Below are 17020 nucleotides of genomic sequence, written 5' to 3'. Positions count from 1 at the left end.
TTCTTTTAGATGAATTCGCGCTGCGTCTGCAACCAGCCCTGCACGGTCTCGAGCGGGTTGAACATCAGCAGGTCGATGATCGACAGCCAGGGCACGAAGGGCTTTCCCAGCTGGGGGTATTCAAACGGCGTCGCACGCAGGAAGCTCAGGCGCAGCCCATGTTCGGCGAAGGCCGCCGCGTCATAGAGCTCGGTGCCGCCGATGGGGTTGACATAGTGACTCGCCCCCAGGGTTTCGCAAATGGAAATCACCTTCTCCTGCGCCCGCAGTTCATGGTCGATGGCCACGTCAGACGAGGTGATGATGCGCGTGCCTATGCCCAGGTGCGCACAGACCTCGTCAACCGAATGGCGGACATAGCGGTACAGGTTCTGCTCCGGATGCTCGATGATTCGCTGCAGCAGGGGCAGCGTTGCCTCGAAGCCCGGCGCCTTGGCATAGGCGCCTTGAAACTGGGCGAGCAGCTTGCGACGGTCCATGCTGGCGGCCAGCTCGCGTTCCACGACATGAAGGCTGTCGGATCCTGCCGCCAGTGGCAGCGAGAAAGTGATCGCCTCGCCGTCGCGCAGCATGCGGTTGCGGTTGATCCAGCCCTTCTTCGTGTACTTGATGTTGTCGTAGATCACGAAGGTATCGACGGCCGCGATCAGCTGCCAATACCCGAGGTAAGGCAGGAAGTAGGGCTGCATGATGGCCAGTTTCATGCCGGCCTCTTCGGCCTCTCCGGCCATTTCGGGCATTTCGGGCATTTCGGCCTCTGCGCGCACATGAGGCAACTCAATCTGCCTGCATGATGGCGACGATGCGATCGATGACGGACGGATCCAGGTCCGGGTAGATCGGCAGGCACAGCACCTGGTCGGCCGCCGTCGTGGCAACGGGCAGCAGGTCGCGATGGGCCGAGGGCAGGCCGCGGTACATCGGGAAGCTCGAGACCAGCGGATAGAAGTAGCGCCGCGGATGGATGCCATGCGTCTTGAGCTTGTCGTACAGCGCGTCACGGCTGCAACGGTGCTCGGGCCGAACCAGGATCGGGAAATAAGAGTAGTTGGCGGTGGCCTGCTCGTCATGCGCGAGGCAGTGGATGCCGGGCACTGCTGCCAGCTTTTCCCTGTAGAGCCTGTCCAGTGCGCCGCGGCGCTCGATGGCCGTGTCGACGTGCTGGAGCTGCAGCAGGCCGAGCGCTGCGTTGAACTCGCTCATCTTGCCGTTGATGCCGGGCGCGATGACCGTGGTCTCGTCGACAAAGCCGAAGTTCTTCAGGTTGTCGATGCGCTTCTTCGTCTTGGCGTCCGGGCAGATGATCGCGCCGCCTTCGAAGGTGTTGAACACCTTGGTCGCGTGGAAGCTCAGCACCGACAGGTCGCCATGGTTGAGCACGCTGTTGCCTTGCTGACTGACACCGAAGGCATGGGCGGCGTCATAGATCACGCGCAGGTTGTAGGTATCGGCGATCCGCTGGATCTCGGCCACGTCGCAAGGGCGGCCGTAGCAGTGGATCGGCATGATGGCCGTGGTCTGCGGCGTGATGGCCGCTTCGATCTTGGCCGGGTCGAGGTTCAGGCTGTGCGGGTCCACGTCGACGAACACCGGCTTGATGCCGTTCCACATCAGCGAATGCGCTGTGGCGACAAAGGTGTAGGGCGTCGTGATCACCTCGCCGGTCACGCGCAGCGCCTGCAGCGCCGACACCAGCGCGATCGTTGCATTGGTGAACAGGGAGATGTGCGGCACCCCCAGGTACTCGCACAACGCCGATTCCAGCTTCTGGTGGAACGGCCCGCCGTTGGTCAGCGTCTTGCTGTCCCAGATCTGCTTGAGCAGCGGCAAGAACTCTTCCAGCGGTGGCAGGAAGGGCTGGGTGACATAGATCGGCTTGTTGCTCATGGGCTGGGTCGGTCAATCAGGCAAGGATGGTTTCGCCGACCTTGAAGATACGCTGCTGCGAGGCCTGGAGCTTTTCGTGCTCTTGATACATCCACCAGACCGCGTCGACGAACTCGTTCGGCTCTTCATCGGGCGGCAGGCTGAACAGGCGCCCGGCTACATCGCATTGCTTCAGGTAGTCCGAGATTTCGGTGCGGACCTTGTCGTCCTGCACCAGACGCAAGGCGGCCTGGAAGTACTCCTCGTCGGAGCTGGTGAGCAGCCAGTCGGGCAGGCCAACTCCCTTCATGATGTCCTGGTCGCCCATGCTCAGCACTTCAGCTGCGCGGTAAGCCACGGACGGAATGCCCAGCAGGGCAGTATCGACTGCACTGTTGGTATTGCCGAAGGGGAAAGCAGCCATGGCCATGTCGCAGTTGGCCACGTTCTGCATGAAGATCGGGTAGTCGGCCGATTCGTAGACGGTCACGTTCTGCAACAGGGCTGTCAGGCGATTGCGCATGTCATCCAGGCGCACACCCACGGCACTGGTGAAGAAGTGGAAATGCAGAGGGCGTCCAGCTTCCTGCTGCAGGCGCACGCAAACTGCCAGGAAGCGGGCGGACAACTTCATCAGGTTGCTGTTGGCGGCCACATGCACGATGTTGTCAGCGGGGCGTGTCCGGGTGGGGATGGCCGTCAGCTTGCTGTTGGGCGAGTGCGTGCCGCTGCCGCGACGAACCAGCACCTTCTCGCTGAAGGTGTTGGCAGCTTCCTCATGGCAGCGCTGGAGCAGCACATAGTCGACCGTGTCCGACATCGACGTGGCCGGATGCCCCAGCGTCATGAACTGCACCGGCGCCATGCGCAGATTGGCCAGGGCCTGCGTCCAGTCGGACATGCCCAGGCTCGGGTAATAGATGACGTCGGGCTGCAGGCGGATCAGCTTGGCTGCAATTTCCGCCAGCGTAGACAGCATTTCGAAGACGACGACTTCATCGAAGAGGTAGGCTGTCCGTGCGTCGTAGTCGGCGTCTCGGACAAGCAGGCATACGGTGAAGTGCTCTTTCAACTGAACCAGGCAGCTCTCATAGCTGCGGTGCATGGCGTGGCCGACCGACATCCGCTCTGCCGCCACCACGAGTCGGGGCTTCTTGACCACGCGCCTGGCAACGCTGCGTGCCCTCACGCCCTCGGCGGTATCGACGACACGCCAGATGTCGTTCAGGGTCTTCTTGATGTCGTGCTTGTTCTCAAAACTGAAATAGCTGCAGACCATCCAGGCGTGGGCCAAGGGAAGCAGGAGTTCGGGCGCCAGTTCCTCCTTGCTGAAACCCATGCCGACTTCCACCAGCCGCCGGGCGCGGGCCTCGCCGCGCGCCGTTTGCACGCGGGAGCCGCCGATCCAACCCAGCAGCAGGGGCAGCAAGTGCTTGCCTGGCAGGGCGACCACCGTCTCGAACAGGAACTCCGGAATGTCGTCCAGTGAATAGAAGAGCGCCACGAAGGGCTTGACGTGCAGCTTCCCCTGAGCATCTGTGTGCGACTGATCCTCCAGCAGATGGTGCGGATCCTCGAATCCGCTGATGCCGAAGATCGCCTCCAGCACCCACTTCTTGGCGCACAGCTTGTGGTACTGCACTGCACTCAGCCGGAAGTCAGGCGCCCGGACGTGGGCGCTGATGGCTGCGGCCACGCGGGTATAGGCGCTGCGCACCACGGAAGGGCGGGATGTGCGAGCCAGCAGGCCCTCGCCACCACGCAAGGCCTCCAGCCCGTCAATCAGCTTGATCAGCAGCCCGACGGCGACCTCATTGGATTGCCGCTGGTACACGGCCTTTTCGTAGGGGGGCAGCTCGAGGAGGGGGTGGCGCGGCGCGGCTGGCTGGATGGTGGCGGGGGGCGGCGTCAACGTGGTGGCGTGCATACTTGATCAGGTCCATGGGGCGAGCGCGAATTCTGCCAGAGCGGCTGATCAGCTCTCCTGAGAGCGCCTGGAGGCCAGGCTGCTGGGTCGGCGCCCGGCTCGCCGCAATTCGTCCGAATTTCGCAACGCTTGCTCAAACTCTGCAACAGATCGCTCGCGTCTTGCCAAATTAGCGTGTAGGCCTCTGCTATGCTCGCGCCCAACCTACTGAGCGGAGCGTGAGCGTGAATGCAAAGCAAGGCAAAGTGGGGATAGCGCAAGGAACAAGTGCTTGCGACGAAGTGAAGGGTCGGTGGCGCTGATAGGGGCTGTCGGGTTTGCACTTTGTTGACGCTCAGAAGTGCAGCTGCATAGAATGGGTGAGCGCTGATCGTGCGCTGATTCGCGAATCAATGCGTTCATGTTCCAACAATTTGTGGAGAAACACTCAATGAAGAAATTCCCTGTCAAGGCGGTTGCTGCGGCAATGACCGCGGTCTGCGGATCGGCTGCGTTCGCTACTGCCAACTCCGGCCAGATCACTGCGCCGGCCGCGACGACCAAGTACGCCGTTGAAAGCCTGATCAGCACGACTGACATCACGGCTCCTGCGGTGGTTTACTTCGTGGGCGTTGCTCGCACGACCGCTCAGGACTTCACGGTCCTGCTGAAGCCCACCAACGGCGCCAAGTTCGACATCGCCAGCTGCACGACCGCCATTCCGGTGGCTGCTGCTGCTGGCACTGGTACTGGCGCTGCGACCGCCAGCCTGAAGCGTGCGTCGGAAGATGAGTGCGCATACGAAGTTGACGTGACGACGGCCTTCTCGACACCGACGTTCGACGCCAACGGCGTGGGCGTCAACGGCATCACGCTGACGATGACCGGCCTGAAGTACACCTCGCACAAGCTGGCAACGGCTGGCGAAACCGCCGGTGTCGAAATGGCTCTGTTCGATCTGGGCGAAACCGCCCGTATCGACACCACGGCCAACCAGACCGTTGACACCGCCAAGTCGGGCCAGGCTCTGCGTATCACCGCAGCTGCTGACACCGGCACCAAGGCCGACGTCAATGACGAAATGGGCCCCCTGTTCGGCTTCGTGACCGCTGGCGCTGACGTCGATGCGACGGCTGATGCTTCGTTCATCATCCACAACAACTCGCTGGAAGGCGCTGGCACCTGGAAGAAGCCTGACGGCACGACCGCCTGGAACTTCGGTACCGATGCCACCAACCTGAAGCTGACCATCGCCGGCAACTACGGCGGCATGGCCAACAACGGTATCGCTCTGAGCGGTTTCGTCGTGAACCCGACGGCCGTGACGACCTCGGCCAACACTTCGGTGGTGTTCACCGTGCTGCCGGCCAACCTGAACACGGCTCCTGGCAACACGACCATCACGGCAACGTTCACCAGCGCTCGTACCGCTTCGCTGGGTACCTCGCGCGTGTTCGGCGTGCAAGGTCTGGCTGACGTGATCACCGGTGCTGACGAAGCTGTTGCTGGTAGCGACTCGTGGTGGACCTGGGGCGCTAACGCAATCCAGCTGTCGTCGCCGTGGTTCTCGACCGACCCGGGCGCTGGTGTCTTCACCCGCTTCTTCTTCCAGAACCTGGGCACGGACGCTACGTACTCGGCAGAGTGCCAAGTTGAGTCGGCCGCTGCGCTGAACCAACTGAACAACGTGTCGAACTCGACCGCCGTGACCGTGGCCACCCCGGCTGCTCGCGTCGTCAAGGGCACGCTGTACAAGGGCCTGACTGTCCTGCAAGCCAAGGACGTCTGCACGTTCAGCTCGGGTACCCGTGGTTCGGTGACCTTCACGATCAACGCTCCTGCCGGCAACGTCAAGGGCCTGTTCAAGTACGACCTGAACGGCACGGCCACCACGACCGTTCCGCTGGAGCGCACGTACGCCAACGGCACGTTCTAATCAGTTCACACTGCTTAGCGAAAGGCGCCCTTCGGGGCGCCTTTTTTTTGCCTGTTCGACAACCAATCGCGAGCGAGTAGGGCGTTCGGCACCCGCTCTCCGAAATGCATGTTCAGGCGACTTGCGCTGGCATTCAAAGGTTTGCCGCAGTGCTGAACGTCTCCTCCATTCCTGCATGGAATAATCGCGCTTTATTTCTCGGCACCGCCATTCCCGACCATGGATCGCCCTATTCAATCTGCCCGCCGCAGCCGCGGCTTTACCCTGCTGGAAATGTTGATCGTGCTGGCCATCATTGGCCTGCTGGCGGGCTTTGTGGGCCCGAAGGTGTTCTCTGCCCTTGGCAAATCGAATACCACCACAGCCACGGCGCAGATCAAGATGTTGCGCGGGGCGGTGGAGAGCGTGCGGCTCGACATCGGGCGCTACCCGACCGCCGAGGAGGGCTTGTCCCTGCTGTCCAAGCCGCCGGCAGACCCGGTGCAGGCCAGCCGCTGGGGTGGCCCCTACCTGGATGACGTGCTGCCCAACGACCCCTGGAACGCGCCCTACCTGTACGCCGTGCCGGGTCAGAACGGCCAGGCCTTTGCCCTCTATTCGCTGGGTGCCGACAAGAAGGCTGGCGGCGAAGGCGAGAACCGGGACATCGGGATCCTGCCCGCCCAGCAGTGAGAACTTCGCGCGCTGCCACTGGCTTCACGCTGCTGGAGCTCCTGGTTGTTCTGGCCATTCTCGGCCTCATCAGCGGCCTGCTGGCGCCGCGGGTGGTGGGCTGGCTGGAGGCGGCGCAAGTGCGTGGATGGCGCAATGACCTCCGGGCGCAGGTCGAACTGCTGCCGGTGCGCGCCTTCCAGGCTGGAGACCCCTTGATAGTGGACGCTGAATTCTTGCAGCGAGACCTGCCGCCGCGTCCCGCGGCGCTGCAGTTGCGACTGCCCCAGCCGCTGCGCTACGGAGCCACCGGCTTGGCAGACGGCGGTGTGCTTGAACTGGTCCAGGGCGCCAGCCTGGAGCGCTGGCATGTGGAGCCGATCAGTGGTCGGGTTCGGGTTGAGGCCTTGACCGAGCGATGAGCGGCCGCCTGTTCTCGTGGCTTCGGCCTTCTTGAGGCCATCGTCGCGCTGGCCATCCTGGGTAGCACAGGCCTGGTCCTGATTGCCTGGATCAACCAGAACATCGTCACCGCCACCCAGATCAAGGAAGCGGAAGCGCGTGCTCAGATCCAGCTGGAGACCCAGGCCTGGTTGGCCGTGCTGAACCCGGCGCTTGAACCCAAGGGGGAGCGCCAGCTTGGCGACCTGAAGATCAGCTGGGAGAGCCAGTTGGTCGAGCCCATGCGCGATGAATTCAGCTTCACGGGCGCTTTTGTGCCCCGCTGGCGCCTCGGGCTGTACCGCGTCAAGGCACGCGCGAGTCGCTCCGAAGTGAATGCCGAGTGGCAGCAGTTGGTGGCAGGCTGGCAGGAGCGCGCCGATGCACCGGCGGTGCGGAGCGACCAATGAACGCGCGGACGCGCCGGGCCACCGGCTTCACCTTGCTGGAGATGCTGGTCACGCTCGTGATCGTTGCGATGCTGGCAGCCGTGCTGGGGCAGGGCATGCAGCAGGTCGCCCGGGTTGAAGAGCGCCTGCAGGCATCGGGCGCCGATTCCCAGCTGAACATGATCCGCCGTGAATGGCTGCGCTCCCTGATCGAAGCAAGTCTGCCCGAGCAGCTGAATGCGAAGCCACAGTTTCACGGTGACGCCACCGGCTTCAGCTTTGCAAGCAGCGAGGCGCTGAATGTGAAGGGGAGCATTGGCGGCGTGCTCCATCTCTCGCTGCGCCGGGATCCAGGTCGCAATACCGGAGAGGTGATCCTGGCTACGGCATTGAGCGCAGACGATCAGGCTGCGACCCCTGCGCTGCTCAGCTGGCGTGGGCCCCTGGGGTCCATCAAGTACCTGGACATGAAGGGTCAGTGGCATGAGCAATGGCCGCTGCCCAATGATCTCTTGTTGCCGCTTCCGCCGAGGGCCGTGTTGCTGGAACTCGGTCCGGAGGCGGGCGGCCCCTTGCTGGTCGCGATCCCCAATGCAGAAATACCTCGCAAGCGGCTGCTCGAATGGGAGCGGCAATGAAGGCGCGTCGTGAATCAGGCTACGCGCTGCTGATCGTCATGGTGTCGCTGACGATCATGGCCTTTGTGGCGATTCGTTTCGCCGAGCGCATGGATGCATTGCGCCGAGGTGCGTTGGGCTTCAACGAGTACGCCACGGCGCGGGCCAACGCGGCTGGCGCTCGCGCGGCCACGCTGTACTACTACGCGACTCGGCCCGTGCAGCCCGCTGGCCGAGGAGAGACCGGCACCCAGTTACGCGCCGATGGCACGGTCTACCGCCTGCCAGATGGTTCGACGGTCGCCGCGCAGGACCACCGAGGGCTGCTCTCCATCAATGTCACTGACCGCTTCATCCTGCAGTCGGTGCTGGTGCTGGACGGGCTGGATCCGGTGAAGGCTCAGGCATGGATCGATGTGCTGGACGACTACATCGATACCGACTCGCTGAAGCGGCTCAACGGGGCCGAAAAGGACGACTACCGGCAGCGCGAGCTGGCGCCGCCCCGCAATGACTGGCTGCTCACCGTGGATGAGCTGGAATTGCTGCCTCTGTGGCGCGACGATCCCGTGCGTACCAGGCGATTGGCGCGCTTGTTCCGCATCAGCTCGTTTCACCTGTTCAACCCGAACACGGCGCCGGAGGCGGTCTTGAATGCGGTGTTCGTCAACGCTGCGGAGGCACAACGCGAATTGCTGAAGTCTTTTCGCAAGGGTGAGCTGCTCCGTGACGGGACCACGGCCACCAGCCTGACCGGCTTGCAGATGGACCGCGACGACTACCTTTTCTTCGCGGGCAACGACCTGCGTATCACCACCTGGAGCCCCGGTCTTCCGAGGGCACTCGAGTACAATGCGCGACTCACGCCGGCCGCCCTGGCCGGCCCGTGGATACTCCTCGAACAGCAGACCGCGCCCCGACCCAGTCCACGCAATGAATCCAATGCTGCGCCGCCTTTCCCGCTTCCCTTGGTCGCAGGCGAGCAATCCAGACGCTTGGGCGCAACTGCTCCATGAATCGGTCCAGGCAGTCCCTGCCGGCCAGCCTGCTTCGCATTCGGTCCTCCTCGCGCGCAGCCGTTGCCGGCTGAAGTGGTTTCGCCTGGCCTCCGTGCCGGCCGGCGAACGGATGGCGGCCTTGCAGATGCAGGCGCAGTCCTGGCAGCCGTTTGACGAGTCTTCCTGCCTGTACAGCGTCGTCGGCGATGAAGGCGTGATCCTTGCCTGGGACGCGGCAGCCGCCAGCGCGCTGTTGCGTCAGGCCGAACTAGACCCCGAACGAACGCAGCTGATCCCCGAGACGCTGCTGCGCAAGCCCGATGAAGACGGCGTCCACCTCATCGCCTGCATCGAAGGTGTCGAGGGTCAGGTCTGGCGCGAAGGCCTGCTGCGCAGCAGCCGTTGGTGGCCGAGCATGCCGAGCGCCGAGGAATGGGCACTTTTCCTTCACGCCAGCGCATGCGCCGCGGCACCGCTGCCTGAACCAGCTCGTCTGCCCTGGTTGGGCAAGCCCTGGCTTGCCATGCAGCGCCTGGGCGAGGCCCAGGCAGCGGGTGCCGAGGCTCGCATTGTCGCCATCGGGGCGCTGTCCCTGGCCCTGTGCGCCGGCTTCGTCGGGCGCCAGGCCTTTGATGTCTGGCAGCAGGTGAATGAGCGCGAGCAAGCCATTGCGCAATTGCGCGAGAGTGGGGCGGGCCTGGCTGATGCGCGCGACATGGCGCTCGCCAAGGCGACGCAGGCCCAGCAGTGGCTGCACCTGCTGTCGGAAGCCCAACCGATCGAGGTGATCGTGGAGCTGCACCAGACCCTGGGCAAGACGGGCGTACAGATCAAGGAGTTCGAGTTGGCTGGCGGCAAGATGAAGCTGGGCCTGCAGCTGGGCCTGCAGACGCAGCGCGCTGACGTCGTGCGCATGCTGCAGTCTGGCGGCTGGTTCGTTGGTGTCGCCGAGACGCGGACCGAGAATGCGCAAGGCCTGATGCATGTCGAACTCAGCCTGGACGGCCTGCGCCCGCCAGCCAAGGCGCAGCAGGCTGCTTCCGCGCCGGAGGGAGGCAGCATATGAGCACGGGACTCAAGCAACAGTGGGAGCAGGTGCGCGAACAGTGGCGCGCATCGCTGCGCGTTCGCATCGGCGGCTACAGCGTTCTCGGCATTGCGCTGGTCGCCGTGCTGCTGACGGTGCTGGAGGGTGTCGAAGCGGGCCGGGCGCGCGTGCAGGAGCTCGATGCCGAGCTGACCCGCCAACGGGCCCTGACGACGGAGAAGCGCTGGCCGGAGCGGGTCAAGGAAGTGGAGCAGTTCAGTGCTGCACTGCTCGCACTGGCCTGGAACGAGCCCGACCTGGGCCTCAATCAGGCAGCCGTTCAGGACTGGCTGCGCAATATGACGGCCCGCCTCGGCCTGAAGACACGAGAGTTCGTTCTCGCCCGAGTCGAGGACCCCAAGATCGAGGCGACCTTGCCTCCTGGTTATGTGCTCTTGCGAGCGCGGGTGACGGTTGAAGTGCAGCGTGCCGCCTTGATGACCTTTCTGGCCGAGTGCGCGCGCAACGAGCGCGTGCTGGTCGTGGAGCGTCTTGTCATGCGGCCGGGCAATCCCGTGCCCATGGCCGAGATCGAGCTGCGTGCGCTGGCCCGGCGTGGCGAGGTGAAATCGTGAAGCCAGGCAGCAAATTTGCATTGCAGCTGCTCGGTGCCGCCATGGTCGGCGCGCTGCTCGTGCCGGCCGAGAGCGTGGACAAGCTGCTGGTGAAGCCCCGCAAGGAGCAATGGAACCCGCTCGAATTGCCGCGTCGGCCGGAACTGACTGGCGTGGGCCTTGCGATGGTAACGTCGCCACTTTTCGAGCCTGAGGCGCAGATCGCGGCGGCTGCGGCTGCGGCAGCCGCGCCACCAGAAGACCTGCGCTGGCGGGTCGCCGGCCTGCTCCGGCGTGGCAAGGAGCCCAGCGTGCTGGTGAATTTCCTGGCGCAGAGCAAGCCTGCGCAAGTGCTGCGCATAGGCGACAAGCTCCCGAGCGGGCACACGATCACGCGCATTGATGACAACGAGATCTGTGTGCAGCTGGGCAAGAAGAACTACCGACTGGGAGTGGAATACCGTGCAGAGTGAACGCCGTTCGGGTGGAACCCGCCATCCTCGCTTGATGGGGTCAGCCCTTGCTATCGCGCTTGGCCTGGCCGGCTGTACCTCACTTCAACCCCGCATCCCGGAGCGGATGAACGTGGGCGACGGCACGGCAGCCCCGGCGGTCGAGGACGGAGCGGCCAAGGCCAATGAACGCACCCTGCGTGTCTCCCCCGCGCCAAAGGCGCCGGTGACAAGCCCGGCAGCGCGGGAGGAGCCTGCCGGCGCGATACCGGCCGACGGCGAGATTCTGGCCGCAGTGAATCTGCAGCAGGTGAACCTCGCATCCTTCATTCAGGTTGTCTACGCGGAGATCCTGAAGAAGCCGGTCAGCCCCCATGCATCGGTCGCCACGCGACAAGATCTGGTGACCTTCCGCTCCGGCGGCGGGCAGACGGCGGCCCAGCTCGAGCAGGCCGTGCGCGTGCTGCTGAAGAGCTACGGCCTCTCGGTGGTGGAGGCTGGCGGCCTGGTGCGCATCGTGCCTGACAACGCGACCTTCGGTGATCTGCCCAGCCTGCGTTTCGGCGCCACGACGCCCGACGTGCCGTCGCCGCTGCGCCCCGTGTTCCATTTGGTGACCCTGACTTCGGTCCGACAGACCGATGTGACCAATTGGTTGCGGACGATGTTCGGTGATCGCGTCAAGGTGAGCGAGGATGCAGGCCGCAACGCCGTGTTGCTGAGCGGCAATCCCGACAACATCAAGTCCGCGCTGGAGGCCATCGACACGCTCGACCAGCCGGCAATGAAGGGTCGCACCAGCCTGGCCCTGACACCGGCGTACTGGTCGGCCGAGGAATTGGCGCGCCGGCTTCATGAGGTGTTGTCGGCCGAAGGCTATGCCGTGCACCCGATCGGTCAGGCCGTGGTCCCGGGTGCTTCCCGCAGCCCGGTCATCCTGCTGCCGGTTTCGGCCCTGAACGCGATCTACGTGTTCGCCAACAGCGATACGGTGGCCAATCATGTGGCCAACTGGGCGCGCAACCTGGATCGTCCTGGCGAGCGTGGCGTGGGCAAGAATTTCTTCCAGTACGCGGTGAAGCACAAGGATGCCGAGTTGCTGGCGCAGACCCTGGACCGGGTGCTGGGCGGTTCGCGCGTTGGCAATGCCGGTGCGACTGCAAGCACGGCGCCGGCAGGCCAGGCAGGCGCTGCTGCCGCTACCGGCACTGCCCCGCAGCAGTTCAGCTCGGTGGTGGTCGACAAGTCGACCAACACGCTGATCTTCCAGTCGCGTCCGGAGGACTACGGTCAGCTCACCGGCTTGCTGGAGTCGCTGGACCGTCCCGCCAAGTCAGCGCTGATCGAAGTCACCGTGGCTGAGCTGTCGTTGACGGACTCGCGTGACATCGGCGTGGACTGGCTTTCGAACCGCATCACAAGTGATCGCAGCTATACCGTCAGTTCGCGAGGCGGCGGCGGCATCGGCGGCACGACCAGCACGACCTCGGCCGGCTTGAGCTTCCAGGTCTTCAACGGTGCCGGCGCGATGCGCGCCGCAGTGAACGCCCTGGCGAGCGACAACCGCGCGACGATTCTTTCCAGCCCGCGCCTGATGGCACGCAATGGCGAATCCGCGACCATCCAGGTCGGTTCAGAAGTGCCCATCATCACTTCGCAGCAGCAGGCCGCCGTGGGTAATACGGGCGGCGGAATTCTGCAGACGGTGCAGTACCGGAGCACTGGCGTGATCCTGAAGATCAAGCCGGTCATCCATTCGGGCGACCAGATCGACCTGGATGTCTCGCAAGAAGTCAGCGACGCCTCGAAGACCGAGACGGGCGTGTCCAGTTCGCCCACCTTCGGCACCCGCCGCATCGAAACCAAGCTCACCTTGAGGAACGGCGCCACCGTGCTTCTGGGCGGCCTGATTTCCGAGAAGGGCGAGCAGGGTGGTGCTGGCGTGCCATGGTTGAAGGACATCCCGTTGCTGGGCAATCTGTTCAGCAAGCAGTCCAAGTCCGGGGAGCGGCGCGAACTGATCATCCTGATCACGCCCTATATCGCCAACGACTCGCATGAGGCCGAAGCCATCACCGAGGCCTTCCGCAAGACGCTGGGCGGTTGGGCCGGCCGTGCGAAGCCGGAAGCTGCCGAGCGGGCCACCGACGGCGCCCGACGTTGATGCAGGCCGGTTCGACCTCCCGACGCATCGGCGAGCTGCTGACCGAGCGCGGGCTGCTGCGCGAGGCGGATCTCGAGGCAGCGCTGTCCTATCAGGCGGCCCATGGCGGCCGTGTCGGCGCCGTGCTGCTGCGCATGGGTGCGCTGACCGGCGAGACCTTGTATCCGGTACTGGCCGAGCAACTGGGGCTGGGCCTGGTGCGCGCCAACCAGCTCGATGATGCGCTGCTGCGCGCCGGGCAACTGGCGCTGGGCGGCGCGGCAGCACGGCTGCTCAGCTCAGGCCTGCTGGCCTGGCAGGACGAAACGGGGGCCTGGCAACTGGCCGCCACCGATCCCTTGCAGGCGGAATTGCGTGAGGCGGTTGCCGAGCATGAACAGCTGAGGGGCGCGTCCTGGTCGCTGCTGCCCGAGGCCGACTTCGATGGCCTGCGCCAGCGCCTGGACCAGCGCGAAACCTCGCTGCAGGCGCTGGATGCCCGCGCCCTGCGTGAACTGGCCGAAGATGCGCCGGTCATCGCTCTGGTCAACAACCTGGTGGCCCAGGCGGTGGAGGCGCGCGCATCGGACATCCACCTGGAGCCCGGTGAGCGCGAGTTCGAGGTGAGGCTGCGCATCGACGGCGTGCTGCACCGCCGTTCGACGCTGCCCATGGACCGCTACCCGGCCGTGGCATCGCGCATCAAGTTGATCGCCGGCATGGACATCGCCGAGCGCCGCTTGCCGCAGGACGGCCGAATCTCGACCCGTGCCGCAGGCGCGGAGATCGATGTGCGGGTGTCCTCGATTCCGGCGGTCTATGGCGAATCGATCGTGATGCGCCTGCTGCCCAAGCGCCGGGCCGATCTCTCGCTGGAGAGGCTGGGCATGCGGCCGACTCAGCTGACGCTGTTCAAGCGCTGGCTGGGCATTCCCAATGGCCTGGTGCTGGTCACCGGCCCGACCGGCTCGGGCAAGAGCACGACGCTTTATTCGGCGCTCGCAGCGACCAACGACATGACGAGGAAGATCGTCACGGTCGAGGACCCGGTCGAGTTCCGGCTGCCCAACGTCATCCAGGTGCAGACCCAGTCCGACATCGGCTACACCTTCGCTCGGGCGCTGCGGGCGTTCCTGCGCCACGACCCCGACGTCATCATGGTGGGCGAAATCCGCGACCGTGAGACGGCCGAGATTGCCATCCAATCGGCACTGACCGGTCACCTGGTTCTGGCCACTCTGCACACCAATGACGCGCCTTCGGCAATCACGCGACTGGTGGACATGGGCGTGGAGCCCTTCCTGGTCGCGGCCTCGCTGCGGGCCGTGATGGCACAGCGCCTGGTGCGCCGACTCTGTGAATCCTGCGCCATTGCAGGCGATGCGCCCGCCGCGCTGAGCGAGAGCGCGATTCGCCTGGCCTTGGCAGACGCCGGCGAAGATGGCGAGACGGGCGAGTTGCCGCGCTGGCGCAAGGCCTGTGGCTGCGCCGCTTGCGACCAGACCGGCTTCAAGGGGCGGGTCGGCATCTACGAGATGATGGACGTCGGCCCCAAGCTCCAGCATGCGATTGCAGAGGACGAGCCCATTGCCCGCATCGAGGCGCTTGCCGATGCGGCAGGTCGCCGCAGCCTTTTCCAGGAAGGCGTGCTCAAGGTGGCCTCGGGCGCGACGACGCTTGACGAAGTGCTGCGTGCCACGGGCACCAGCCTCGACGACTGATGCGTTTCGACTATCACGCGCGCGACCGCGACGGTCAGGCCCATCAGGGCCGCATCGAGGCCGCCAGCGAGGTCGAGGCGCTGCGCAAGCTTGAAGCGCAGGGCCTGGTGCCGGTGCGCCTGGAGCGTCTGGACGCTCCGCGCCCGGTTCGCGGCGGTGGCCGTGGCGCCCGCGTGCGCGTTGCAGAGAAGGTGCTGCTGCTGCGGGAACTGACCACGCTGCTCAGCGCCGGCGTGACCCTCGGGGATGCGCTGCCGAGCCTCGCGGAAGCCTATGCCGCGCAATCGCTCGGCCCGGCTCTGGTGAGCCTGAACACCCATGTGCGCGGCGGTGGCCGTCTGTCCGAAGCGCTGGCGGATGCCCGACTGGCCATGCCGCCCTATGTGCTGGCGCTGGCCCAGGCCGGCGAGGCGAGCGGGCAACTGGCACGTTCGCTGAGCGAGGCAGCAGACCAGATGGAGCTGGATCGCAAGTCGGCCGAGGAACTGCGCAGCGCGCTGATCTATCCGACCGTGCTGGTGGTGACCGGCGTGCTGGCCGTGCTGTTGATCTTCATCGGCGTCGTGCCGCGCTTTGCGCCGATGCTGCGCAGCGCTCGGGGCAACATACCGGAGATGTCGCGCTGGGTCATCGAAGCCGGCGTCTTCATGCGCGCCCATCTCGACGCATTCGGCTTTGGTTTCGGCGCCCTGGCTGCCCTGTTCGGCATGGCAGCCAGCCGGCCCGAGCTGCGCAATCGCGTGCTGCAGGCCATGCTGGGTGTGCCGGGCATCGGCCCCTGGCTCTTGCAGGGCGAGATCGGTCGCTGGGCCACCGTGCTCGGCACCCTGCTGGCCAACCGCGTGCCCATCGTCGAAGCGCTAGAGCTGTCGACGCGGGTGCTCAAGCTCGAACGCCTGAAGCAGGGTCTGGCGCGCACCGCCCAGTCTCTCAAGCAGGGTCAGACATTGGCGGCGGGCCTGGAGACGCAGACCTGGTTCCCGCCCGCGCGGCTCAACCTGATCCGGGTGGGTGAACGCAGCGGCGAGCTGCCGCGCATGCTGCTGGTGCTGGGCCAGAGCCAAAGCGATGCCGCCCGCACGACACAGAAGCGCCTGCTGACCTTGATCGAGCCGGCGGCCATCCTCATCATCGGTGCGGTCATCGGCGTGGTCATGGTCGCAGTGATGCTGGCCATCACCGGCATGAACGACCTGGCTGGCTAGGCGGCAAAACGGGCCGCTGCGTCGGCCTGGATCTCACGCAGCCTGGCAATCGCCGCTTGCGCGCAGTCTGGAGGCGCTTGCGGGTAATGTTCGACGCGGCCACTGCGGGTACTTGCAATCGCGGCTTCCAAGGCTGCTTCGTCGGCAGGCAGGTGCAGTGCAGCAAGCACTCGCTGTGCCTCGGCAAGCGGCGCATCGCGCAGTGCCTCCTGCGTGCAGCACACGAGCTGGTCGGCGCTCAGGTGGGCGAGGGCCCACTCGAGGGCCTCGGCGCTGGCTTGCAGCGCTCGTGCCAGGAAGTGATCCAGGGCCGCCTCGTCCGCTGGAGTCAGGCCATGCTCGGCAAACATCGTCCGCCACATCTTGCGGTTGGAGAAGAACACCGCCTGGGGATCGCGCAGCATCCAGACGACGCGCGCCTGTGGATGGCGGCCAAGAATCGCCTGGAGTCGGAAGGTGTGATTGGGTGACTTCAGGAGCAAGCCATGGCCGGGTGCCGCGCCGCGGTGCACCGCGCGCAGGAAGCCCTCCCAGGTGTCCAGCCACTGTGGTTCGTCGAGCCAATACTGCTGCTCCAGCGTTGGCAGCAGGGACGTCAGGCGATGCGGCATCCAGAAGGCCCGGTACGCCGATGGAACGCCCAGCGCGAGCAGCGCGAATTCATCTTCCTGTGGCGACAGGCTGCCCAGTGCCAAGCCGTCCATCGGACGCGCTGTCACGACATCGCGGCGTGGTGCGCTGCCAAGCTGGAAGGCCGTCGGGTCCATGCATTGCCAGGTCAGCGGTGTGGGCCAGCCGGTCGCAGCACTCAGCAGCTCATGCATCACCGTCGTGCCACTGCGCCAGGGGCCGAGGATCAGCAGCGGCGCGAGCGGCTGCCTGCTTGTTGCTGACGCTTGTTGTGCACGGCTGAGCTTGGCATTCAGGCTGCCGAGACCGGCCTTCCAGGCCAGCATTGCGCGGACACGCCAATCCAGGGTCTGCCACTGGCGGTCTTCACGCAGCCAGGCCAGCAGCGGGCGGGTGATGGACAGGCTCGGCAGTCGCATGGCTG

The 17020-nt window shown here is 65.2% G+C and carries 16 protein-coding genes; 12 read left to right on the top strand and 4 right to left on the bottom strand.

Features of this window, described 5'->3' with window-relative positions:
- Window positions 1-5 precede the first annotated feature (5 nt).
- Genes ABT392_RS13675 through ABT392_RS13665 form a run of 3 tightly spaced genes read right to left on the bottom strand, consistent with a single transcriptional unit; the run spans window position 6 to window position 3793 of the window.
- The gene (locus ABT392_RS13675; RefSeq protein ID WP_395385524.1) at window positions 6-749 is read right to left on the bottom strand and encodes a WbqC family protein; all 744 of its coding nucleotides are present in this window, start codon (window positions 747-749) and stop codon (window positions 6-8) included.
- Between the two features lie 28 nt (window positions 750-777).
- Window positions 778-1887, bottom strand: a complete 1110-nt coding sequence (locus ABT392_RS13670; protein ID WP_334276387.1) for a DegT/DnrJ/EryC1/StrS family aminotransferase — start codon at window positions 1885-1887, stop codon at window positions 778-780.
- A 16-nt stretch (window positions 1888-1903) separates the two neighbouring features.
- Window positions 1904-3793, bottom strand: a complete 1890-nt coding sequence (locus tag ABT392_RS13665) for a tetratricopeptide repeat protein (protein ID WP_464970797.1) — start codon at window positions 3791-3793, stop codon at window positions 1904-1906.
- A 430-nt stretch (window positions 3794-4223) separates the two neighbouring features.
- On the opposite strand from ABT392_RS13665, the gene ABT392_RS13660 reads away from it, so the two are divergent.
- The 12 genes from ABT392_RS13660 to ABT392_RS13605 all read left to right on the top strand — a co-directional run bounded on the left by ABT392_RS13660 (window position 4224) and on the right by ABT392_RS13605 (window position 15966).
- Window positions 4224-5708 (top strand): hypothetical protein, encoded by a 1485-nt coding sequence (locus ABT392_RS13660; RefSeq protein WP_395385526.1) that lies wholly within the window; start codon window positions 4224-4226, stop codon window positions 5706-5708.
- 219 nt (window positions 5709-5927) lie between these two features.
- Complete coding sequence (gene gspG, locus ABT392_RS13655; protein WP_334276384.1) at window positions 5928-6380, top strand: type II secretion system major pseudopilin GspG; 453 nt, start codon at window positions 5928-5930, stop codon at window positions 6378-6380.
- Window positions 6377-6781 carry a type II secretion system protein gene (locus ABT392_RS13650; RefSeq protein ID WP_395385527.1) on the top strand — a complete coding sequence of 135 codons (405 nt, stop codon included), beginning with the start codon at window positions 6377-6379 and terminating at the stop codon, window positions 6779-6781. The genes gspG and ABT392_RS13650 overlap by 4 nt, the downstream gene beginning before the upstream one ends.
- Window positions 6782-6952: 171 nt before the next feature.
- Window positions 6953-7210 carry a hypothetical protein gene (locus ABT392_RS13645; protein ID WP_464970796.1) on the top strand — a complete coding sequence of 86 codons (258 nt, stop codon included), beginning with the start codon at window positions 6953-6955 and terminating at the stop codon, window positions 7208-7210.
- On the top strand, window positions 7207-7827 hold the full coding sequence (locus tag ABT392_RS13640) for a PulJ/GspJ family protein (RefSeq protein ID WP_395385530.1): 621 nt from the start codon (window positions 7207-7209) through the stop codon (window positions 7825-7827). Before ABT392_RS13645 ends, ABT392_RS13640 begins: the two co-directional genes overlap by 4 nt.
- Window positions 7824-8822, top strand: a complete 999-nt coding sequence (locus tag ABT392_RS13635; protein WP_395385531.1) for a hypothetical protein — start codon at window positions 7824-7826, stop codon at window positions 8820-8822. The genes ABT392_RS13640 and ABT392_RS13635 overlap by 4 nt, the downstream gene beginning before the upstream one ends.
- Window positions 8740-9870 carry a hypothetical protein gene (locus tag ABT392_RS13630; RefSeq protein ID WP_395385532.1) on the top strand — a complete coding sequence of 377 codons (1131 nt, stop codon included), beginning with the start codon at window positions 8740-8742 and terminating at the stop codon, window positions 9868-9870. Before ABT392_RS13635 ends, ABT392_RS13630 begins: the two co-directional genes overlap by 83 nt.
- On the top strand, window positions 9867-10466 hold the full coding sequence (locus tag ABT392_RS13625) for a hypothetical protein (RefSeq protein ID WP_334276378.1): 600 nt from the start codon (window positions 9867-9869) through the stop codon (window positions 10464-10466). Before ABT392_RS13630 ends, ABT392_RS13625 begins: the two co-directional genes overlap by 4 nt.
- Window positions 10463-10918, top strand: a complete 456-nt coding sequence (locus ABT392_RS13620; RefSeq protein ID WP_334276377.1) for a hypothetical protein — start codon at window positions 10463-10465, stop codon at window positions 10916-10918. The genes ABT392_RS13625 and ABT392_RS13620 overlap by 4 nt, the downstream gene beginning before the upstream one ends.
- 106 nt (window positions 10919-11024) lie before the next feature.
- Window positions 11025-13061, top strand: a complete 2037-nt coding sequence (locus tag ABT392_RS13615; RefSeq protein ID WP_334276376.1) for a secretin N-terminal domain-containing protein — start codon at window positions 11025-11027, stop codon at window positions 13059-13061.
- A complete protein-coding gene (locus ABT392_RS13610; RefSeq protein WP_334276375.1) occupies window positions 13061-14761 on the top strand; it encodes a GspE/PulE family protein in 1701 nt (566 codons plus the stop codon). Before ABT392_RS13615 ends, ABT392_RS13610 begins: the two co-directional genes overlap by 1 nt.
- Window positions 14761-15966, top strand: coding sequence for a type II secretion system F family protein (locus tag ABT392_RS13605; protein ID WP_395385533.1), 1206 nt, complete (start codon window positions 14761-14763; stop codon window positions 15964-15966). The genes ABT392_RS13610 and ABT392_RS13605 overlap by 1 nt, the downstream gene beginning before the upstream one ends.
- Here ABT392_RS13605 and ABT392_RS13600 read toward each other — a convergent pair.
- Window positions 15963-17015 carry a sulfotransferase family protein gene (locus ABT392_RS13600; RefSeq protein ID WP_395385534.1) on the bottom strand — a complete coding sequence of 351 codons (1053 nt, stop codon included), beginning with the start codon at window positions 17013-17015 and terminating at the stop codon, window positions 15963-15965. The two genes, ABT392_RS13605 and ABT392_RS13600, sit on opposite strands and share 4 nt — an antisense overlap.
- Window positions 17016-17020: the final 5 nt, after the last annotated feature.

It is taken from the genome of Paucibacter sp. JuS9 (genome assembly GCF_044043925.2).
Classification (GTDB): Bacteria; Pseudomonadota; Gammaproteobacteria; order Burkholderiales; family Burkholderiaceae_C; genus JAUASW01.
Note: the sequence above shows the minus strand (reverse complement) of the source record. Positions and strands in the feature narration are given on the sequence as shown.